This is a genomic window from Actinophytocola sp., from assembly GCF_035712165.1.
In the GTDB taxonomy this organism is placed as follows: Bacteria; Actinomycetota; Actinomycetes; order Mycobacteriales; family Pseudonocardiaceae; genus DASYTH01.
The window spans coordinates 1-19724 of record NZ_DASTBH010000111.1; the positions used below are offsets into that span (position 1 = coordinate 1).

At 69.0% G+C, this 19724-nt stretch carries 16 protein-coding genes; 9 read left to right on the forward strand and 7 right to left on the reverse strand.

All coding sequences use genetic code 11. The features are described from left to right. Nucleotides 1–239: 239 nt before the first annotated feature. The 7 genes from VFO68_RS05635 (at nt 240) to VFO68_RS05665 (ending at nt 7361) form a co-directional block, all read left to right on the forward strand. Entirely contained in the window at nt 240–1430 is a 1191-nt protein-coding gene (locus VFO68_RS05635; protein WP_325157083.1) for a PP2C family protein-serine/threonine phosphatase, read from the forward strand. Nucleotides 1431–1564: 134 nt separating this feature from the next. Then, nucleotides 1565–2764, forward strand: coding sequence for a PP2C family protein-serine/threonine phosphatase (locus tag VFO68_RS05640; protein WP_325157084.1), 1200 nt, complete (start codon nt 1565–1567; stop codon nt 2762–2764). Next, nucleotides 2761–4758 carry a glycosyltransferase family 2 protein gene (locus tag VFO68_RS05645; protein ID WP_325157085.1) on the forward strand — a complete coding sequence of 666 codons (1998 nt, stop codon included), beginning with the start codon at nt 2761–2763 and terminating at the stop codon, nt 4756–4758. Before VFO68_RS05640 ends, VFO68_RS05645 begins: the two co-directional genes overlap by 4 nt. Continuing rightward, nucleotides 4755–5084 carry an STAS domain-containing protein gene (locus VFO68_RS05650; RefSeq protein ID WP_325157086.1) on the forward strand — a complete coding sequence of 110 codons (330 nt, stop codon included), beginning with the start codon at nt 4755–4757 and terminating at the stop codon, nt 5082–5084. The genes VFO68_RS05645 and VFO68_RS05650 overlap by 4 nt, the downstream gene beginning before the upstream one ends. Continuing rightward, entirely contained in the window at nt 5081–5509 is a 429-nt protein-coding gene (locus tag VFO68_RS05655) for an ATP-binding protein (RefSeq protein ID WP_325157087.1), read from the forward strand. The genes VFO68_RS05650 and VFO68_RS05655 overlap by 4 nt, the downstream gene beginning before the upstream one ends. Before the next feature lie 21 nt (nt 5510–5530). Further along, nucleotides 5531–6505 carry an isopenicillin N synthase family dioxygenase gene (locus tag VFO68_RS05660; RefSeq protein ID WP_325157088.1) on the forward strand — a complete coding sequence of 325 codons (975 nt, stop codon included), beginning with the start codon at nt 5531–5533 and terminating at the stop codon, nt 6503–6505. A gap of 166 nt (nt 6506–6671) precedes the next feature. Continuing rightward, nucleotides 6672–7361: a class I SAM-dependent methyltransferase gene (locus VFO68_RS05665; RefSeq protein WP_325157089.1), complete on the forward strand. Its 690-nt coding sequence runs from the start codon at nt 6672–6674 to the stop codon at nt 7359–7361. Nucleotides 7362–7364: 3 nt separating this feature from the next. On the opposite strand, the gene VFO68_RS05670 is transcribed toward VFO68_RS05665, so the two are convergent. From VFO68_RS05670 to VFO68_RS05695, 6 genes are all read right to left on the reverse strand, one after another. Then, nucleotides 7365–8897 (reverse strand): DUF2142 domain-containing protein, encoded by a 1533-nt coding sequence (locus tag VFO68_RS05670; RefSeq protein WP_325157090.1) that lies wholly within the window; start codon nt 8895–8897, stop codon nt 7365–7367. Between the two features lie 5 nt (nt 8898–8902). Further along, a complete protein-coding gene (locus VFO68_RS05675) occupies nt 8903–9262 on the reverse strand; it encodes a DUF2304 domain-containing protein (protein ID WP_325157091.1) in 360 nt (119 codons plus the stop codon). Nucleotides 9263–9265: 3 nt separating this feature from the next. Further along, nucleotides 9266–9955 carry a glycosyltransferase family 2 protein gene (locus tag VFO68_RS05680; protein ID WP_325157092.1) on the reverse strand — a complete coding sequence of 230 codons (690 nt, stop codon included), beginning with the start codon at nt 9953–9955 and terminating at the stop codon, nt 9266–9268. 18 nt (nt 9956–9973) lie between these two features. Further along, nucleotides 9974–10933 (reverse strand): class I SAM-dependent methyltransferase, encoded by a 960-nt coding sequence (locus VFO68_RS05685; protein WP_325157098.1) that lies wholly within the window; start codon nt 10931–10933, stop codon nt 9974–9976. A gap of 83 nt (nt 10934–11016) precedes the next feature. After that, nucleotides 11017–13599, reverse strand: a complete 2583-nt coding sequence (locus VFO68_RS05690; RefSeq protein ID WP_325157093.1) for an HAD family hydrolase — start codon at nt 13597–13599, stop codon at nt 11017–11019. 168 nt (nt 13600–13767) lie between these two features. Continuing rightward, the gene (locus VFO68_RS05695; RefSeq protein WP_325157094.1) at nt 13768–14046 is read right to left on the reverse strand and encodes a hypothetical protein; all 279 of its coding nucleotides are present in this window, start codon (nt 14044–14046) and stop codon (nt 13768–13770) included. A gap of 114 nt (nt 14047–14160) precedes the next feature. Here VFO68_RS05695 and VFO68_RS05700 point away from each other — a divergent pair, with 114 nt between their 5' ends. Then, nucleotides 14161–15414, forward strand: coding sequence for a pyroglutamyl peptidase (locus tag VFO68_RS05700; RefSeq protein ID WP_325157095.1), 1254 nt, complete (start codon nt 14161–14163; stop codon nt 15412–15414). A gap of 63 nt (nt 15415–15477) precedes the next feature. Beyond that, a complete protein-coding gene (gene hrpA / locus VFO68_RS05705; protein ID WP_325157096.1) occupies nt 15478–19347 on the forward strand; it encodes an ATP-dependent RNA helicase HrpA in 3870 nt (1289 codons plus the stop codon). On the opposite strand, the gene VFO68_RS05710 is transcribed toward hrpA, so the two are convergent. Next, on the reverse strand, nt 19340–19724 hold a 385-nt coding region (locus tag VFO68_RS05710), incomplete at its 5' end, for a DUF427 domain-containing protein (protein WP_325157097.1). The two genes, hrpA and VFO68_RS05710, sit on opposite strands and share 8 nt — an antisense overlap.

The following is a 19724-nucleotide window of genomic DNA, read 5'->3' on the forward strand; positions in this document are numbered from 1 at the left end:
CCTGCTGCACGACGACCCGGCGGACGGACCGGTGCTGCTCTGCTCCGACTCGACCCAGGCCCGGGACCGCTACGCGGCCACCGAGGTCAAGGATCTGCTACTCCGGCTGGCCGGCCTGCCGGCCGGGATGTCCGTCCGGGACAGCTTCACCTGATGGGGTGGAATTTATACCCGATATGGCGCCATGGGTCAGAGGATGCTGGCAGGAGCGACATTCCAGCCGGGGTGGAGGCGAATCGATGACCGGCGTGATGTTCCCCAGCCAGCTCCCCACCAGCGATACGGGCACCACGGCGCGCGGCCGGGAGAAGTTCGGCCTGCTGCGCGCCGATTCGGACGACCGGGTCAACCGGATCCCGGCGCTGGCGTTGCGGGTGCTCGATGCGGCGGGAGCGGGGATCGCCATGTTGAGTCCCGCCCCGGCCGTGAACGCGGCAGCCGGTCTGCCCGCGGCGGACTCGGCCGAAGCCGAGGCGCTGGCCCGGTTCGCGGTGTCCCATGCGGGCCTGAACGTGATCGAAGACGTGCGGCCGGACGCGGGGCTCGGGATGCTCCCGAACCAGCAGCCGATTCGGTTCTATGCCGGGATTCCGGTCCGGTCGCCGGCCGGGGACCCGCTGGGCAGCCTGTTCGTGGTGGACCACCGGCCCCGGAACTTCAGCAAGCGCGAGGTGATGTTGCTCGCGGAGCTGAAGTGGTGGGTGGAGCGGGCGTTGCAGCAGTCCGCTGAGCTCTTCCACGCCGCGGAGGTGCAGCGCAAGCTGATGCCGGAGCAGCCACCCCGGGTGGACGGGTACGAGTTCGCGGCCGCGTGCGTGCCGTGCCGTGGGGTGGGCGGGGACTTCTTCGACTGGTACTTCACCGACCGGGGTGTCGCGATGACCCTCGCCGACGTGATGGGCAAGGGGATCGGCGGGGCCATCGTGATGTCCGCCGCGTGCAGCATCCTGCGCGGCGCCGGGCGCCAGTACCCGCCGGCCCAGGCGATCGAGTTCGCCGACCACGCCCTGCGCGAGGAGTTGGAGAGCACCGAGACCATGATCACCGTTTGTCACGGGGAGCTCACCCCCGCGACCGGTGTGGTGCGCTATGTCGACGCCGGCCACGGGCTGATGTTCACGCTGCTCGCGGACGGGACCGTGCGCCGGGCCCCGGCCAGCATGAAGAGCCTGCCGCTGGGCATCTTCCCGGACGAGCCGCGTCCGGAGATCGCGATGCGGCTGGCGCCGGGCGACGCAGCGGTGATCTTCAGCGATGGGCTGCTCGACCTGTACGACGGCACCGCCGCCTCGATCGACGTGATCGCGGCGGAGGCCGGGGCGGTCCTCGGCCAGGGCGCGGAGGCGATCGTCGACCACTTCATCGAGCGGGCCACCGGAAAAGCCCTGTCCGATGACGTCACCGTGTGTGCCTACCGGCGTACCCCCTAGCCGGCCCGCGCACCCGTGTGGACGGCCCGGGTTACAACACATTCACCTATGGGGGTGACATTTCTACCCGGTGTGCCGACGCCTGCGGAGGCATTCTGGCAGGGGTCAGATTCCGGCCGTGCGGAGGCGAAGCGATGACCGGCGTGATGTTTCCCAGACAGCTCCCTCCGAGTGGCGCCGAGAGCGGCGGGGCGGCCGAGTTGGAGATTCTCGGCGCGCTCCACAGTGGACCGGAGGAGCGGTTCGACCGCATCGCGCTGCTGGCCCGTCTAGCGTTGGACGTCGCGGGGGCCGGCATCGCCATGCGGGATGCGGGGCAGCCCTACCTGAAGGCGGCGATCGGGCTGGCCCCGCTGGAGTCCCCGGAGACCCAGGCGCTGGCCGGGCTCGCGACCTCGGCGGAGGGCACGCGGGTCGTCGAGGACGCCGGACCGGAGGACGGGCTCGGGCGGCTGGCCCGGCAGCAACCGATCCGCTTCTACGCGGGACAGCCGGTGCGGTCGGCGGACGGGATCCAGGTGGCCACCCTGTTCGTGGCTGATCATCAGTCCCGGACGTGCTCCGAGCGGGACCGGGAACTCCTCGCGGAGCTGGAATGGTGGGTGCTGCGCGAGCTGAAGCAGTCCGTGGAGGCCGACCAGGCCGCCGAGGTGCAGCGCAAGCTGATGCCGGAGACCAGGCCGCAGGTGCCCGGGTATGAGATTGCCGCGACCTGCGTGCCGTGCCGCGGCGTGGGCGGCGACTTCTTCGACTGGTACCCCACGGACCGGGGACTGGCCATGTCCTGTGGCGACGTGATGGGCAAGGGGATCGGCGCGGCGATGGTCATGTCCGCGGCGTGCAGCGTGCTGCGGGCCTTCGGGCGCCAGTACCCGCCCGCCGAGGCGGTCGAGCTCGCCGACCTCGCGTTGCAGGAGGAGCTGGAGAGCACCGGGACCATGATCACGCTCTGCCACGGCGAGCTGAACCCCGAAACGCACGTGCTGCGCTACGTCGACGCCGGCCACGGGCTCATAGTTTCGCTGCGCGAGGACGGAACCACCGGGCGGGTTCCGGCCGGAATGGGGAGCCTCCCGCTCGGTGTGCTGCCCGGCGAGAAGCGGTCGGAGCTGCCGCTGACGCTGGCACCGGGTGAGACCGCGCTCATCTTCAGCGACGGCGTGCTCGACCTCTACGACGGCACCGCCGCCTCGATCGACGTGATCGCGGACGACGCCCGCATGGTCGCCGACCAGGGGGCCGGCGCCATCGTCGACTACTTCACCCGGCGGGCCGCCGAAACCACCCTGTCCGACGACGTGACCGTGTGTGTGATCAGGCGGAGTCCTTCGTGACCGAACGGCCGGCGGCCGGCCTGCGGAGCCGGCTGCCCAGCCGGTTGACCCTGATCCGGGTGACCGCGGTGCTCGCGGCCATCACCGGGATCAACTACCTGGTCTGGCGGTGGCTGGACTCGATCAACTGGTCGGCCGCCTGGATCGCCCTGCCCCTGGTCCTCGCCGAGACCTACAGCCTCATCGACACCTTCTTCTTCGGCGCCACCATGTGGCGGCTGCGCGAACGGGGCGAGCCCCCGCCGCCGGCTCCGGACGCGACCGTCGACGTGTTCATCACCACCTACAACGAGCCGGTGGACCTGGTGATGGACACCGCCCGGGCGGCACACCGGATCCGGTTTCCGCACCTGACCTGGGTGCTTGACGATGGCGACCGCGCCGAGATGCGTGCCGCGGCGGAGGCCGCCGGCATCGGCTACCTCACCCGCAGCGCGGACTGGGCCGACCGGCCCCGGCACGCCAAGGCTGGAAACCTGAACAACGCCCTGTTCGCCACCCAGGGTGAGTTCCTGCTGATCCTGGACGCCGACCAGGTTCCGCTGCCGGCCATCCTGGACCGCACCCTCGGCTACTTCACCGACCCCAGGGTGGCGATCGTCCAGACCCCGCAGTACTTCGTCAACGTCGAGGACCACGATCCGCTCGGCTGCCAGTCCCCGCTGTTCTACGGGCCGATCCAGCAGGGTAAGGACGGCTGGAACGCCGCCTTCTTCTGCGGCTCCAACGCGGTGCTGCGCCGGGACGCCCTGATGCAGCTCGGTGTGGTCGGCTATGTGAAGGCGGTGCAGACGGCGGTGGGCGACGCGCTGCGGGCCGCCGGATCGGTAGTTGCCAAGGCCCGCACCCAGGCCCGGACGTACGGACCCGGCGCCGTCATGGCGCTCGACGGGGTCGGCAACGCGGTCCGGCAGGCCCGCGCGGAGCTGCGCTCCGGCGTGCCGGTCGCCCTGATCACCCAGGACTTCCAGGAGCGGGTCGACCTCGCCAGCCGCGGCATGGTCGCCTCCGATCTCGAAGCGCTCAAGGCCGACCTGGCCGAGCTCGCCGAGCTCGAGTCCCTGCCCCTCGAGGCCGACCACGACGTCGGCGCCATGGTGGTGGACGAGGCGGCGCTGGACCGGCTCGCCGACCGCGAGTGGAGCCCGCTCGGCGCGCTGGAAGAGGTCCGGGCGCTGGTCAGGGCGGTCGACGTGGACCTGGACAGCGAGGCCCAGCCGATCATGCCGGTGGCCACGATCTCGGTCACCGAGGACATGACCACCGCCATGCGGCTGCACGCGTTGGGCTGGCGCAGCGTCTACCACCACGAGATCCTCGCGCACGGCCTGGCGCCGGAGAGCCTGGCCACGATGCTCGGCCAGCGGCTGCGCTGGGCTCAGGGCACGATCCAGGTGTTCTTCAAGGAGAACCCGCTCACCAAGCCCGGGTTGAGCCTGGGCCAGCGCACGATGTACTTCGCCACGATGTGGAGCTACCTGTGCGGTTTCGCCGCGGTCGTCTACATCGCCTGCCCGGTGCTGTGGGTGCTGTTCGACGTCCGCCCGGTACAGGGCGTCAGCGGCGGCTTCATGGTCCGCCTGATCCCGTACCTGCTGTGCACCCAGGCGATGTTCCTCGCTGTCGGCTACGGCATCAAGACCTGGCGCGGCCAGCAGTACAGCCTCGCGCTGTTCCCGCTGTGGATCCGGGCGTGCGTCACCGTCGTCGGCAACGTCTATTTCGGCCGCAAGCTCGGCTTCGTGGTGACGCCCAAGGTGCGCGAGGAGCGCCGCGAGTTTCCGTGGCGGCTGATCTGGCCGCAGCTCGTCGCGATCGGGGCGCTGGCCACCGCCGCGGTGGTCGCCATCCTGCGGCTGGTGTTCGGCTGGACGGCCGAGCCCGGGGCGATCTTGATCAACCTGGTCTGGATGGTCTACGACCTCGTCGTGCTCAGCGTGATCATCGAAGCGGCCCGCTATCAGGGGCCCCCGACTGAGGAGAAGACAGCGTGATCGAACTTGACACGGGGTTCGGCGACGACGCGGCGGTCATCCGGCCACAGGGCCGGCTCACCATGGTCACCGCGCCGCAGTTGCGGTCGCTGGTGCTCCATGCGGTGGAGGAACAACGGGTGCGGGTCGTCGTCGACCTCAGCCAGACCGAGTTCATGGACTCGTCGGGACTCGGCGCGCTCATCGCGGGCCTGAAGGCGACCCGGCAGGCCGGTGGCGACCTGCGCATCGCCTGCATGGGCCCACAGGTAGCCACCATCATCCAACTCGCCAACCTGGACCGCGTACTTCGGCCGTACGACAGCGTCGCCGAGGCCCTGCAATGAGCGCCCAGGTCGACATGGAGCTCACGCTGCCGGCCGATCCCGGGTCGCTCGAGCAGGTGCACAACCTGCTCACGGAGTTCCTGGACGGGTGCGCGGACCTCGGTATGCACGAGCGCATCCGGTTCGAGACGGCGATCATGGAGATCGCCAACAACGTCGCCGAGTACGTCAACACCGACGTGTTCACCCTGACCCTCGCCGACACCGGCGCCGACCTCCGGGCGTTGTTCCGCGACGCCGGGCCGCCCCTGCCGTTCGACCCGGCGCAGCGCAAGCTTCCCGACGAGATGGCGGAGTCCGGCCGCGGCATCGCTCTCGCCTGCGCGGCCGTCGATGAGGTGAACTACCGCCACGAGAACCACCAGAACCTGTGGCGGCTCGTCCTGCACCGCGACGCCGAGCACACACGGGGCGCCGGAGGTTGATCGGGTTGGCAGGATGGAGGGATGCCCGGCATCCCGTTGATCGACATCGCCCCGCTGGTCGCCGCTGAGCCCGGCCGGCACGCTGTGGCCGCCGAGATCGGCCGCGCCTGCCGGGAGGACGGTTTCTTCTACGTGGTGGGCCACGGCGTGGACGAGAACCTGCAGCGCCGCCTCGAAGAGCACAGCCGGGCGTTCTTCGCCCAGCCCGTCGAACGCAAGCTGGAGATCCGGATGTCGCTGGGCGGCCGGGCCTGGCGCGGCTACTTCCCGCCCGGCGACGAGCTGACCTCCGGCCGCCCGGACCTCAAGGAGGGCGTCTACTTCGGCGCGGAGCTACCGCCTGACCACCCTTCGGTCCGCGCCGGTGCCCCCTTGCACGGCCCCAACCTGTTCCCGACCCACCCGGCCGCCCTGCGCCCCACGGTCCTGGAGTACCTGGCCGCCATGACCACCCTCGGCCACACGCTGATGCGCGGCATCGCGCTCAGCCTCAACCTGGAGGAGGACTACTTCGCCGACCACTACACCGCCGACCCCCTGATCCTGTTCCGCATCTTCAACTACCCTCGGGCCGCCACCCCACCCCCCGACTCCTGGGGCGTCGGCGAACACACCGACTACGGCCTGCTCACCATCCTCAAGCAGGACGACACCGGCGGCCTCCAGATCCGCTCCACGTCCGGCTGGCTCGACGCCACCCCCATCCCCAACTCCTTCGTCTGCAACATCGGCGACATGCTCGACCGCCTCACCGCCGGCCACTACCGCTCCACTCCCCACCGCGTCCTCCCCCCATCCACAAAGGACCGCCTCTCCTACCCCTTCTTCTTCGACCCCAACCCCGCCGCCGACATCACCCCCGTAGCCCAACGCGCCCTCGCCCCCACCCCCCGCTGGGACCACACCGACCCCCACGACTTCCCCGGCACCTACGGCGACTACCTCCTAACCAAGATCGGCAAAGTCTTCCCCCACCTCAGCCGCGACGTGCTCTGACCCTTCCGGCATCCGTTACACCAGGTGCTCGATCGCTCACGGGGTGGCGCCGGAACGGTGCGCGTACCGGTGTAGGTTCACCATTGCGCTGAATGGCGCAACAGAGTGCCCTGAATGGTCCAGTCGGAGGTTTCTTGTGCGCGTGTCAAGGCGGTTCAGCATCACTGTGCAGTACGTCCTCGATCAACTAGTTCCTCCGATCGTCCGTGACAGCCGATGGTTCATGTACCTGCCGATGCGGTTCGTCCTGAAGAACAGGGTGGGGGACTTCATGACCTTCAAGGAATGGGTCTTCACCAGTTCGGACCGGCAGTTCGGTGCGTTGTACGAGCGGACTGCGGACGTCTCGCAACTCCAGGGCGAAACCGATCTCAATACGGAGTGTCTCAACGAGATCCTGCGCTTGGTGCAGAACAAGAACGTCCTGGATGTCGGCTGCGGCCGGGGCCTGCTCGCCGAGCGGCTGTCCGCCAGCAACAAGGTCACCGCATGCGACGTGGTCATCGATGACGATGTGCGCGCGCGGTTCCCGGCGGTTACCTTCGAACGCGCCAATATCGAATGCCTGCCCTACGGAGACGACTCCTTCGACGTCGTCGTCTCGACGCACACGCTGGAGCACGTCAAGAACCTCAGTGCGGCGGTCAGCGAGCTTCGGCGGGTCGCCAAGGAAGCCGTGGTAATCGTCGTTCCGAAACAGCGGCCATACAAGTACACGTTCAGCCTACATACCCAGTTCTTCCCCTATGAATGGTCGCTCGAGGCAGCGTTCGGTCGCGGTGCGGGTGTGTCGATAAAGAACCTCGGCGGTGACTGGCTCTATCACCAGGACCTGCTCGCCCGGCAGACGGCGTAAAGGTCAAACATGAGACACGGGCTCCCGCTGGGTCGAATGGCCGCTCGACTCGGCGGGAGCCGGCTGCGGCGTCGGAATCCGGGATGCCCGCCAGTACACGAGGAACATGACCGCGATGGCCACAGCCGCCATAGCCAGCGGCAGTGCGGTGCCCAGTGGCGGTGACCAGCTTCCGTTGAACGGATTGAGGCTCCGCAGCCCGGAGTTCCATCGGGTCATCGAGTAGGCCAGACAGAAGAAGTGGATCGGAAGCAGGAGCGTCGCCAAGAGCCTGGTCGTGGTGCGGATCTGTTCGGCCGTGAAAGACCGGTGCGCAAGTATGTAGGCGCCGAGAAGGGGCAGTCCGACCGCGGCGGACAGGAAGTACCGACCTTGGTTGAACCATCCGACATAGTTCACCGTCAGGATCTCCAAGGCCAGCAGGGGGGTGAAGCAGGCGAAGAGCAATGCCAGCAGACGCCACCGATCGACCCGGTGGCCGAGCACGAGTCCGCCCAGGAACAGCATGCCGAGCGTGGCGAACCAGACGAGATAGACAAGCCGAGGCATCGCCAGTTCGCTCCACCCCGGGACCGCGACCATCTGGTTTGCGACGTCGGGCCACATGTGGTCGAGGACCGCGTACCGCAGCACCTCAGTCAGTGAAAAGTGGGTTGTTGGGGTCGCCATGAAATCGCTGTCCGGCGCCGCGAAGATCGTCCAGGCGACGGAGAGGAGCGTGCAGACCCCGGCCACGGCTGCCCAGAACCGAACCGGCCGGGATCGGGCCAGCACGGCGAGCCGATCCCGCGAGGAAGGAACGAGGATCACGCCAAGGATCACCAGCAGCCACAGCACGCCGGTGAACCTCGGGGTCACCAGCACGCCGGCCGAAACACCCGCGAGTGCGACCGCTGCCCGGTTCACGCCCTCCCGTTGCTCGTGCACCACGGCGATGAGGGCGGTGAACAGTGCCACTCCCGCCGCGATCTCGACTCCGTTGGGATTGATCGCACCGCCCAGGCTTGCCAATGTTGGCGTGACCGCCACGACCAGACCGGCGACCAGCGCTCGGTGCCGGGTCCAACGGACCGCGACCACCAAGGCGCAAGCCAGCAGCGCCGCGACCGCCGCACCGGTCAGCAACCGGGTCAGCAGGATCCCGGTCCAGTTCGGCCACAATCCGAGCGGCCACCCCGTCACCCCGTAGTAGATCGGGTTGTACCAGGAAGCGCGCGTGTGGTGGCTGCGCGCCGTTTGGTCACCCCCGGGTTCCGGCTCACAGTCGGCCGCGACGTTTACCTTGGTGGGAAAACACCAGCCACGCTGGAGGCTGGCCGGGCCTGTGTGCATACCCCCGAAGCCGAGGCGTTTGCCGAACAGCACGGGATCGCCGATGAGCTCCCCGTGCATGATTCCCGCTGCCCGCAGCGTGTGCTCCTGCTCGTCAGGCGGTCCGTTGTAGGGCGTGGCGAAAGCCCACCCGGCATGCAACAGGAAGAAGCCGACGAAGGCCAGCAACCACAGTCGAAAGCTCGGCACTGTCGAAACATCCATTCGTGTCATTCGAATGCGGACTCTGAATTCGCCCCTGCTGGCCGGTCCACGTGCCGAATTGCGATAGTCCTCGCGAGCCGGGCGTACTTCAGCTCCAGCTCCTTGAACCGCAGATAGGCGTTGAGTGTCGCGAAGGTGAAGACGACCACCAGTGCATAGAGCAGCAGGTCCGTGCCTCGGGTCACGCCTACCCAGTCGGCCATCAGTTGGATGTCTTCGGGCCGCAGCACGGCGTAGATGCTGAAAATGGCAAAACTGACGAAGCCCAGCTTCGTTCCGGCTGCCGTGTGCGCGGTGCCCCGCTTGCGCAGGAACAGCACCAGGAAGCTGATCGAGGATGCGATAAGTAGGTATTGGATCAGCATGATCTACACATCTGTCCTGTTTCGAAGCATGGTGTCAAACATGATGTTGACGCCGTTGATCAACGGCTGCCCCTTGTGCATCGAGTAGTCGGTGTACCGGATCATGACCGGTTCCTCCGCCACTCGCCAGCGATGCTGGGCGATCATCGAGATGATTTCCGAAGCATGGCTCATCCCGTTCAGCGTGATGTTCATCCGGTCGGCGACGGTTCGGTTGAACGCCCGCAGCCCGTTGTGCGCGTCGGTCAGGCCCAACCGGCGAAGGTTCGGGCTCATCGAGACCACGGTCTTGAGAACGAAACGCTTGATCCACGGAATATGGGAAGCGTCCCCGCGGAATCGGGTTCCGAGCACGATGTCGACGTCTTCGGAGCGTAGCCGCTCGAGCATCGTTTCCACGTCGTGAACCTGGTGCTGCCCGTCGGCGTCGAACGTCACGAAGTATCGGGCGCCCGGCTGTGTCCTGGCGTACTCCAACCCGGTCTGAATAGCCGCCCCGGGGCCGAGGTTCACCGGATGGCGAATCAGGTGTGCGTCCGTGCGCCGAATCTCCGCCACCGAGTTGTCCCTGCTGCCATCGTCGACGCAGACGACGTTGGCGAATGTTCGGCAGGCATCGCTGACGACCTCGCCGACCACCTGTCCTTCGTTGAACACCGGAATGATCAGCCACGCGTCTGGCCAGTCGGTCATCCTGACTTCGCTACCTAACTATCTGGTCGGGAGGGCGTGGCTCGCGGCTCGGCCAACGCGGTACAGAGCTGAGCTGAGCCGGGGCCGCAGTCTTTGGCTCAACAGGCCACGCAGCCGCTCGATCTCACGGTTCAGCGTGTGAATCTCCCCGGCATGCCGCAGGGCCGCGCACTCGAGCTCCTGCCGTTGCCGGGTGATGGTCTCGGCCAGCCGGCTGGCGTCGTCGGCATGGGCCACCGCCTCGCACTGCATCTGCAGCACGCGGCAGTACAGGGCGATTCGGTTGTTCTCCATGAGGGCGAGCAGACGGGAACCGGTGAACGGTCGGAGGCGCTCGAAGAGGGCATCCGTTGCCGGCGAAGTCCGGGCGAGGATGCCCATGCCGAAGACCGCGGGAACCAGTTCGAATCGCCAGCCCTTGGCCGACCCGAGTGCGTCCTCGACGGCGGTGAGGACACCGTTGCGTTCGCCGCCGGCTTCGGTTGCCCAGGTGAATACGTCGAGTCCGACGAATCCCGCCAGGGTCAGCTCGTCATGCCAGACCGTCGGACCATCGGCGCCGTCCGGGTGCCGGCTGTCCAGATCGACTGTGGATGGCTGATAGTAGGAGTCCCGGCGCGCACACGGCCATAGCACGTCGTGCAGCACGATCACGGCGTCGGGTGCGTTGGCCATCAGCCAGGTCAGTTCTTCGTGGACGGTCGCGTAGTTGTGGTCGCCGTCGATGACATAGAGATCGGCGAGGGGCAGTTCCGGGAGAACGGCCGGGGATGCGCCCTGCACCAGCTTCGTCGCCTCATGACCGGCCAGGTTGGCCCGCATCTCGTCGCTGGGGTGGGGGTCCACGCAGTAGACGGCCGACGCGCCGAGTTCGGCGTACACGCGGCTGACCTGACCGGACTCGACACCGATCTCGACAACGGTGGATATCTCGCGGGCATCGAAGATGATCTCGAACAACTCGCGGAACACGGACATGGAGTGCAGCAGGATCGGCTGCTGGCGGGCCTGGCGGGCCTGGGCGTGTGGGTCGTCTTTGCTGCCGATCTCGATGTACCGGTTCATGCCGGGCCTGCCAGCTTCCGCAGGGCCACCCGGGCAGCCCCGACGGCGACGCCCGTCGCGCCCCGCACCCTGTACTCCTGCCGGAGCCGGGCCGAGACGCGCGACATGGCGGGGCCGCCCGGCAGCCTGGGCGCCAACCGTGACATGGACTGCGGCAGCACCGCGAACCCGACCGTGATCTGCGCGGCGGTGACTGGTCCGCCGGCGCGAGCCGCCAGCGGCAGAATCACCGCTCCGTCGGACGAGAGGAACTCCACCATGTTCGCCCCGAGCCAGCGGCCGTCCCGGTAGCCGAGACCGGCGAAATCCTCGGCACAGTCCCACCGGATCGGCTCGGATACCTGCCGGCCGGCGGCGGTCAACCGGGCCTCGATCCAGTCGATTCGGACGATGGCCGGTCGGCCCGGGATCACGAGCGAAACGAGGTCGGTATCGCCGCCATCGAAACTCAGTCGAGCAAAGGACAACCCGTTGTGGTTGATGCGTACCCGCTTGCTGGGCCCGTCCTGCCAGCGGCCGTCGACCGAGCGGTGGAGGAGCCGGCTCCTGAATGGTTTCCCGCACGGTTCGAACATCGCCGGGTCGGCGTGGCCGGCGGTGATCGCCTGCACCGCCGCGGCGAGGTGCGGGTTGGCAGCGGCGATCAGGGCCGGCCAGAAGGTGTCCCGCATGTCGAGGTCGGCCAGGTCGTTCGGCGACAGGTAGGGGATGGCCGGTTCGAGATCCTCGGGCAGGATCCGGGTCACCACCGCCGAGCCGAGGTTGTCCTCATGCTTCCAGTTTCCGAACAGCGCGGCCTCGTCGGCGGCCGGGGCCTGGTGCGCGGCGACGAGGATGCGGCCCAGCCGGTCCCGGCCCGCTTCGGTGAGGTCGGGCCAGGACCCGGCCGCGCTGTTCACATAGCGGTTCCAGTGCCGCTGGAACTCGACGATCCCGTCCTGGACCGCTCTGCGCTGGGCATCCTGCGAGGGGGCGGCACTGCTCGTGCTCAGTACCGGCGCGCCGCCCTCGGCGAAGTCGACGAGCGATCCGCACAATGCGTTGACACACTGCTCGATCACCTCGGGGCTGCGGGACAGCGTCGCGGCGACCTCGTGCGGATGCCCGGCCTGCGCGAGATAACCCTCGGCTCGCAAGCCGGCCAGGTAGACCCGGGTGGATCGGTAGTCGGTGGCCAGGTAGAGACCGTTCGGAGTCACGCCGGTCCGGGCGGTCTTGAGCACCTGGGCGAGGTAGTACTGGATGGTTCCACCCCACCCGAGATCGACCATGGTCAGCTCCGGGCCGTCCAGCGCCCCGGCGTCGCGCAGCACCGCGAGCAGCCGATCCCGCGTTGCGGCGACCCTGGCGGCGAGATAGCTCCTGATGTGCGGTGCTTCGGTGAGCGCTACCGCGACCCGCTCGATGATCGGACTCCCGTGGTCCAGCACGGTATCCAGCTCGCCCGCCAGCGCCGGCACCTCGCCGGGCCGAAGGTGCAGCATGGCCAGCAACTGCCGCACGGTGGGCTGGTAGGGCTTCCGCAGGAAGTCGGCGATCGACTGCTCGTCGAAGCGGTCGAGGGCTGCGACGGTCACCACGTGGCGCGACAGCCAGAGGGGTCGGGCATGGACTTCCCAGCCCCGGGCCTGGGCGGCATCGTTGATCAGCCTGGCGAGCAGTTCGCCTTCCCGCATCGGGCACCAGAGCACCGGGGTGCCCGTCTCGTGAGCCCAGCGGGCCGCCCACTCGGCGAAACCTGTCAGTACCGGACCGAGCACGCTCGCGCCGTACCGCCAAGCCGTGTCGGAGCCCGGGGGCCGGCTTTGCAGCACCTTGGCCCGAAGACTGGTCAGGCCGAGGTCGCCATGCTGTGGGTCGAGGTGGGTCGCGTGTGGACCGAATGGGTCGAGCTGCTCGCGTTCCCGGTCCAGGGTGGCGGCGAAGTCCTCGTCGATCCGTTGGTAGTGCAGGGTGCGGATGCCGAGCTCGGCGGGCACCTCATGGTCGGCGATCTCGTTGTCGCCGATGTGCACCAGTTGTTCGGGCTCACGACCCAGCTCGGCGAGCACGATTTCCCACAGGCCGGAGGCTTTGTCCAGCCCGTGCTGGTGGGAGCGGAAGACCCGCGCGTCCTGGGCGAGGGTGCCCAGCTCCTGGCGGTCCAACAGGAACCGGAGGTGCTCCTCGGTGAAGTAGGTGTCCGAGACGAGAACCAGTGGCACGTCGTGTTTCTTGGCGAGCTGGACGACCTGCGCGATGTCGAGGTCGACGACGGTGATCTCGCGTTCGACGTCGACCTCCGTCGCCACGAGTTCCTCGAGCATGGCGTTTCCGAACGCCTCCAGCGGCATCTCCCGCCAGATGTCGAACAGCGACACCTCGCGTCCCCAGGATTCGCGGCGGTCGCGGGCCTGCTGTTCCGCCGCGATCCGCATGCGGCGGAACGTCGCGTCGGTGATCCAGGAGGGGCACCGGCCGGCCGCCCGCAACCGCGACCCCACGAGCGCGAACACGTCGGTCGGACGGGGCACCCGGCGCCACAGGACGGTGTCGAAAATGTCCAGCGACAGCACCGAACAGGACCGGTCAACGATCACCCGGTGAATGTCTTCCAGCAGCGGATGATTCCCGACCGCGGATTCCGTCGGCATTGGACAAGCCTCTCGTACAGTCCGTCAGGACGGCGTGCGTGAGGCAACATCTTGGTTGGACAAGGGGGTTACCGCAAAGTTCTTCACCCTATGGTGGGCGTGTCGACAAGCGCCTTATGCCGCGACCGGAAGGTCCGGACTGGACAGTTGGCGGCGCGCTGCCGGGGTGACGACCACGGGCATGTCGCGGGCGCCGAGGGTCGGGCTAATGGTGATCAGGCCGCGGCACTCGAGCAGGTTGAGGATCTCGGACTCCCACTGTGGGACCTGGCCGGCGCTGGCGCCGTCCCCGCCGGCCCAGCGGTAGCCGGCCGGGCCGCCCCACAGGCCGTTGTGAAAAAGCACCATTCCGGCGGCCACATGTCTCAGGGCGTTCAGCTCGTTCTTGGTCATCTCTCTCCCACCTCCGCCTCTCACACGTAAACGATTCGGATCCGGTTCAGATTCGGTTGGCTTCTGTTAAGAGTGAATGCGGGCCGGAGGTCTTACAGAAACTACGATGGCGGGATGATCCGTGCCCTGCTCATCACGGTTTCGATCATTGCGGGCGGCCTGGCCGGTGTGTCGGGTACCGCCGCCGCCACTCCCGCCGGCTGCTTCGACCCGGCTGCTCCGGTCACGGTGGAGGAGCAGCGGCTGGACCGGCCGGTGCCGCAGGAGATCCTGGCCCTGACCGGTTACGACCGGTTCGCCCAGGTGCTGCGCCCGGCGCTGTGTGCCGTCCCGAACGCCCGGGTGGCCGCTGGGCTGGCGACCGCGCAGGGCCACCTGCTGTGGTCCGCCGCCGTCGCCCGCGCCCAGGGCCGGCTGCCGGCGCAGGGCCTGGACCGCACCGACGACCGCCCGCTGTACTGGGCCCGGCTCACCCTGACCCGCGCCCTGCGCCAGTGGACGCCGGCCTTCGGGTTGCCGGCCGCCGAGCGCGACGCGCTGGTGGCCGCGCTGGAGCGGTCCTCCCGCGGGCAGGACTCGGTGGACTTCACGCCCGGCGCGCAGCGCATCCTGATGAGTGGCTTCGACCCGTTCGTCCTGGACGTGGACATCCGGCGGAGCAACCCGTCCGGCGCCACCGCGCTGGCCCTGGACGGCACCCTCGTGCAGACCCCGTCCGGCCCGGCGCGGATCGAGACCGCGATGTTCCCGGTCAACTGGGACCCGTTCGCCACCGGCATCGTGGAGCGCACCTTCCTGCCGTTCCTCACGCCCGGCCGGCGCCAGGTCGACATGTTCACCACGGTCAGCCAGGGCCGGCCGGAACGCTTCGACATCGAGCGGTACAACGGCCGCTGGCGCGGCGGCTTCGGCGACAACCTCAACGTCTCCCGCACCGGGGTCATCCCGATCCCGCCGGGCGTGCCCACCGTGCTGCCCGCCCCCGAGTTCGTGCCGACCACCCTGCCGTTCGCCACCATCGTGGGCACCCCGACCGGCCGGTTCCCGGTGTTCGACAACACCACCGTGGTGGAGATCCCGGCCGGCTCGACCACCCCGGTGACCCAGCCGGGCGGACCGACTCCCGGCTCGGTGGCCCGCCAGGGCGGTGGCGGCGACTACCTGTCCAACGAGATCGCCTACCGCACCACGCTGCTGCGCGACGCCGTGCACGCCGACCTGCCCGGCGGCCACGTGCACACCCCGGTGCTGCAGTTCGCCCCCGGCAACACCACCGAGATCACCGACCCCACGTTCATCCAGAACCGCACCGACATCATCGCCCAGGTGCGCGCCATCATCACCGTGGCCGCCGGCACCCTCGGCTGACCCGGACCGGCCAGCCGATACTGAGTCGTTGATCGACTGAGCAGGCCCTAACCTGGTGGGGGTATGAGTACTCCGGAGGGCCAGTTCTCGCTTGCGGCGGTGCGCGAGCGGATCCCTGAGCTGATGGTGCGCGACCAGCGTCGTTTGCAGCGTCGGCTGGACGGCGTGCGCAAGATCAGGAAGCCGGAGGCGCGGGACGCGGTGCTGGCCGAGCTGGCCGCCCAGGTCAACGACGCCACCGAGCGGGTGCGGCGGCGGCGGGCGAACGTGCCGGCGATCACCTATCCCGGGGAACTGCCGATCACCGCACGGCGGGACGACATCCTGGCCGCCCTCCGCGACCACCAGGTGGTGATCGTGGCCGGGGAGACCGGCTCGGGCAAGACCACCCAGCTGCCCAAGATGTGCCTGGAGCTGGGCCGCGGGGTGCTCGGCACGATCGGGCACACCCAGCCGCGCCGGATCGCCGCGCGCACCGTGGCCGAGCGAATCGCCGAGGAGCTGGCCATCCCGCTGGGCGGCGCGGTCGGCTGGAAGGTCCGGTTCACCGACGTGGCCAGCGAGGACACCCTGGTCAAGTTGATGACCGACGGCATCCTGCTGGCCGAGATCCAGTCCGACCGGATGCTGCACCAGTACGACACGCTGATCATCGACGAGGCGCACGAACGCAGCCTCAACATCGACTTCATCCTCGGTTACCTCAGGCAGTTGCTGCCCCGCCGGCCGGACCTCAAGGTGATCATCACCTCGGCGACCATCGACCCGGAGCGGTTCTCCCGGCATTTCGGCGACGCGCCGATCGTCGAGGTGTCCGGGCGCACCTACCCGGTCGAGATCCGCTACCGGCCGGTCATCGACCCCGACGACCCGGACTCCGACCCCGACCGCGACCAGACCCAGGCCATCCTGGACGCGGTCGACGAACTGTCCGCCGAGCCGCCCGGCGACATCCTGGTCTTCCTGTCCGGCGAGCGGGAGATCCGCGACACCGCCGACGCGCTGACCAACCGGGCGCTGCCGAACACCGAGATCCTCCCGCTCTACGCCCGGCTGTCCTCGGCCGAACAGCACCGGGTGTTCCAGGCGCACCGCGGCCGCCGGATCGTCCTGGCCACCAACGTCGCCGAGACCTCGCTGACCGTCCCCGGGATCAAGTACGTGATCGACCCCGGCACCGCCCGGGTCTCCCGCTACAGCAACCGGCTCAAGGTGCAGCGGCTGCCGATCGAGCCGGTCTCCCAGGCCAGCGCGAACCAGCGCTCCGGGCGCTGCGGGCGCACCTCGGACGGCATCTGCCTGCGGCTCTACACCGAGGACGACTACGCCGCCCGGCCCGAGTTCACCGACCCGGAGATCCTGCGCACCAACCTGGCGTCGGTGATCCTGCAGATGATCGCCGCCGATCTCGGCGACATCGCGGCGTTTCCGTTCGTCGACCCGCCGGACCGCCGGCACGTCTCGGACGGGATCACCCTGCTGCGCGAGCTCGGCGCCCTGGACCGGTCCGACAAGCTCACCGCGACCGGCCGCCGGCTGGCCCAGCTGCCGGTCGACCCGCGGTTGGGCCGGATGGTGCTCGAGGCCGGCGAGAACGGGTGCGTCCACGAGGTTCTGGTGATCGCCGCCGCACTGTCCATTCAGGACCCGCGGGAGCGGCCGGCCGAGCACCGGCAGGCGGCGGAGGCCAAGCACGCCCGGTTCGCCGAGCCGGACTCCGACTTCCTGACCTACCTCAAGCTGTGGAACTACCTCGGCGAGCAACAGAAGGAGCTGTCCGCCAGCCGGTTCCGCAAGCTGTGCAAGGCGGAGTTCCTGAACTACCTGCGGGTGCGCGAGTGGCAGGACCTCTACAGCCAGCTCCGCCAGGTCGCCAGGGGCCTGGGGGTGACGCCGTCGAAGGAGGCGGCCGACCCGAAGAACGTGCACATCTCGCTGCTGGCCGGGCTCCTGTCGCACATCGGCATGAAGGACCCGCTCACCCGCGACTACGTCGGCGCCCGCAACTCCCGGTTCTCGGTGTTCCCCGGCTCGGTGCTGTTCCGCCGGACCCCGCGCTGGGTGATGGCCGCCGAGTTGGTGGAGACCTCCAAGCTGTGGGGCCGGGTCGCGGCCCGGATCGAACCGGAATGGGTCGAGCCGCTGGCCGGACACCTGGTCAAGCGCAGCTACTCCGAGCCGCGCTGGTCCGCCGCGCGCGGTGCGGTGCTGGCCACCGAGAAGGTCACGCTCTACGGGCTGCCGCTGGTGGTGGACCGCACGGTGAACTACGGCCGGGTCGACCCGGCGGTGTCCCGGGAACTGTTCATCCGGCACGCGCTGGTCGAGGGGGACTGGCCGACCCGGCACGAGTTCTTCCACCGCAACCGGGAGCTGATCGGCGAGGTCGAGGAGTTGGAGCACCGGGCCCGACGCCGGGACATCCTGGTCGACGAGGACGCGCTGTTCGACTTCTACGACAAGCGGATCGGCGCCGAGGTGGTGTCCGGCCGGCACTTCGACACCTGGTGGAAGAAGGCCAGACGCGGCGACCCGGACCTGCTGACCTTCGACCGGGACCTGCTGATCAACGACGACGCGCGCGCGTTCCGGCCGCAGGACTTCCCGGACTCGTTGCAACAGAACGGTCTTCGGCTGCCGCTGAGCTACCGGTTCGAGCCCGGCGAGCGCGACGACGGGGTGACCGTCAACGTGCCGCTCGCGGTGCTCAACCAGGTCGGCGGGGACGGGCTGCCCTGGCAGGTGCCGGGGCTGCGCGCCGAACTGGTCACCGCGCTGATCCGGTCGCTGCCCAAACCCTTGCGCCGCAACTTCGTTCCGGTTCCCGACTTCGCCGCCGCGGTGCTGGACCGGATCGACCCGGCGACCGCGCCGCCGCTGGAGGAGATCGGGGCCGCGCTGCGCGACCTCACCGGTGTGATCGTGCCGCGGGATGCCTGGCAGCTTGCCGCGGTGCCCGAGTATCTCAAGGCCACCTACCGGGTGGTCGACGAGTCGGACCGGGTGCTGGCCGAGGGCAAGGACCTCGGCGCGCTCAAACAGCGGCTGCGTGCCGAGGTCCGCGCCGAACTGTCCACAGTGGTCGGTGGGATCGAGCGGTCCGGCATGCGGGACTGGGAGATCGACGAACTGCCGCGCACCGTCGAGCAGTCCCGGGGCGGGCTGGTGGTCACCGCCTACCCGGCGCTGGCCGACGAGGGCGCCACGGTCGCGGTGCGGCTGTTCGACACCCAGCCCGAGCAGCGCGCGCAAATGTGGCGCGGCACCAGGAAACTCGTGCTGCTCACCGTGCCGTCCCCGGTCAAGCAGCTGGTCCGCCGGCTGCCCAACGAGGCCAAGCTGACCCTGTCCCGCAACCCGTACGACGGGGTTCCCGACCTGCTCGACGACTGCGTCAACTGCGCCGCGGACAAGCTGATCGCCACCGGCGGCGGCCCGGCCTGGGATCGCGCGGCGTTCCAGGCGCTGCGGGACACGGTGCGCGCCGGGCTGGAGCGCACCGCCTTCGAGGTGATCATCACCGTGCGGGACGTGCTGGCCGCCGAGCACGACGCGGCCGACCGGCTGGCCGCCCGCACCGGGCCCGCGTTCGCCGCGACCGTCGCCGACATGCGCGCGCAACTCGCCGGCCTGGTCTACCGCGGGTTCGGCACCGCGACCGGCTACGACCGGCTGCCCGATCTGGTCCGCTATCTGCACGGCATCGTGCGGCGGCTGGAGAAGCTGCCGGAGCGCCCGGCCCGGGACGCCGAATGGATGGCCTCGGTGCACGACGTATGGCAGGCCTACCGGGAGATCGCCGACCGTCCGGGCGCCACGGCGATCCGCTGGATGATCGAGGAACTGCGGGTCAGCTACTTCGCCCAGACCCTGGGCACGCCGTATCCGGTGTCGGAAAAGCGAATCTGGCGGGCCATCGACGAGCTCAGCTGAACGGCGTCCTCGGTCGCTCCTGCAGTTCGCCGTCGAGGTAGATGTCGACCTTCTCGTTGTAGAAGCAGGCCAGGCCGGCGACCTTCTGGCTCTCCGCGACCGGCGCGCGGTAGCACCACACCAGGTCGGCGTGCTCCACGTCGCCGATCGCGATGTTCCAGTAGCTCGCGGTTCCCTTGTACGGGCACCGGGTCGAGGTGGCGGAGGGTCGCAGCAGGTCCATCCGCACGTCGGGGAGCGGCAGGTAGTACCGCGGCGGCAGGCTGGTCTCGAACAGGATGCGCGGCGCGTGGGAGTCGGCCACCCGCACCCCGTCCACCTCGACCACCACGTGCCGGCTGCTGGCCAGGATGTCGACCCGCTTGTACGGGTCGCGG

Excerpts from the sequence above, each read along its gene's own strand:
- VFO68_RS05700 (WP_325157095.1), top strand. The coding sequence starts at position 14,161 with ATGATCCGTGCCCTGCTCATCACGGTTTCGATCATTGCGGGCGGCCTG.
- VFO68_RS05685 (WP_325157098.1), bottom strand. The coding sequence starts at position 10,933 with ATGTCCGTGTTCCGCGAGTTGTTCGAGATCATCTTCGATGCCCGCGAG.
- VFO68_RS05695 (WP_325157094.1), bottom strand. The coding sequence starts at position 14,046 with ATGACCAAGAACGAGCTGAACGCCCTGAGACATGTGGCCGCCGGAATG.
- VFO68_RS05655 (WP_325157087.1), top strand. The coding sequence starts at position 5,081 with ATGAGCGCCCAGGTCGACATGGAGCTCACGCTGCCGGCCGATCCCGGG.
- VFO68_RS05640 (WP_325157084.1), top strand. The coding sequence starts at position 1,565 with ATGACCGGCGTGATGTTTCCCAGACAGCTCCCTCCGAGTGGCGCCGAG.
- hrpA (WP_325157096.1), top strand. The coding sequence starts at position 15,478 with ATGAGTACTCCGGAGGGCCAGTTCTCGCTTGCGGCGGTGCGCGAGCGG.
- VFO68_RS05670 (WP_325157090.1), bottom strand. The coding sequence starts at position 8,897 with ATGGATGTTTCGACAGTGCCGAGCTTTCGACTGTGGTTGCTGGCCTTC.
- VFO68_RS05680 (WP_325157092.1), bottom strand. The coding sequence starts at position 9,955 with ATGACCGACTGGCCAGACGCGTGGCTGATCATTCCGGTGTTCAACGAA.
- VFO68_RS05635 (WP_325157083.1), top strand. The coding sequence starts at position 240 with ATGACCGGCGTGATGTTCCCCAGCCAGCTCCCCACCAGCGATACGGGC.
- VFO68_RS05660 (WP_325157088.1), top strand. The coding sequence starts at position 5,531 with ATGCCCGGCATCCCGTTGATCGACATCGCCCCGCTGGTCGCCGCTGAG.
- VFO68_RS05675 (WP_325157091.1), bottom strand. The coding sequence starts at position 9,262 with ATGCTGATCCAATACCTACTTATCGCATCCTCGATCAGCTTCCTGGTG.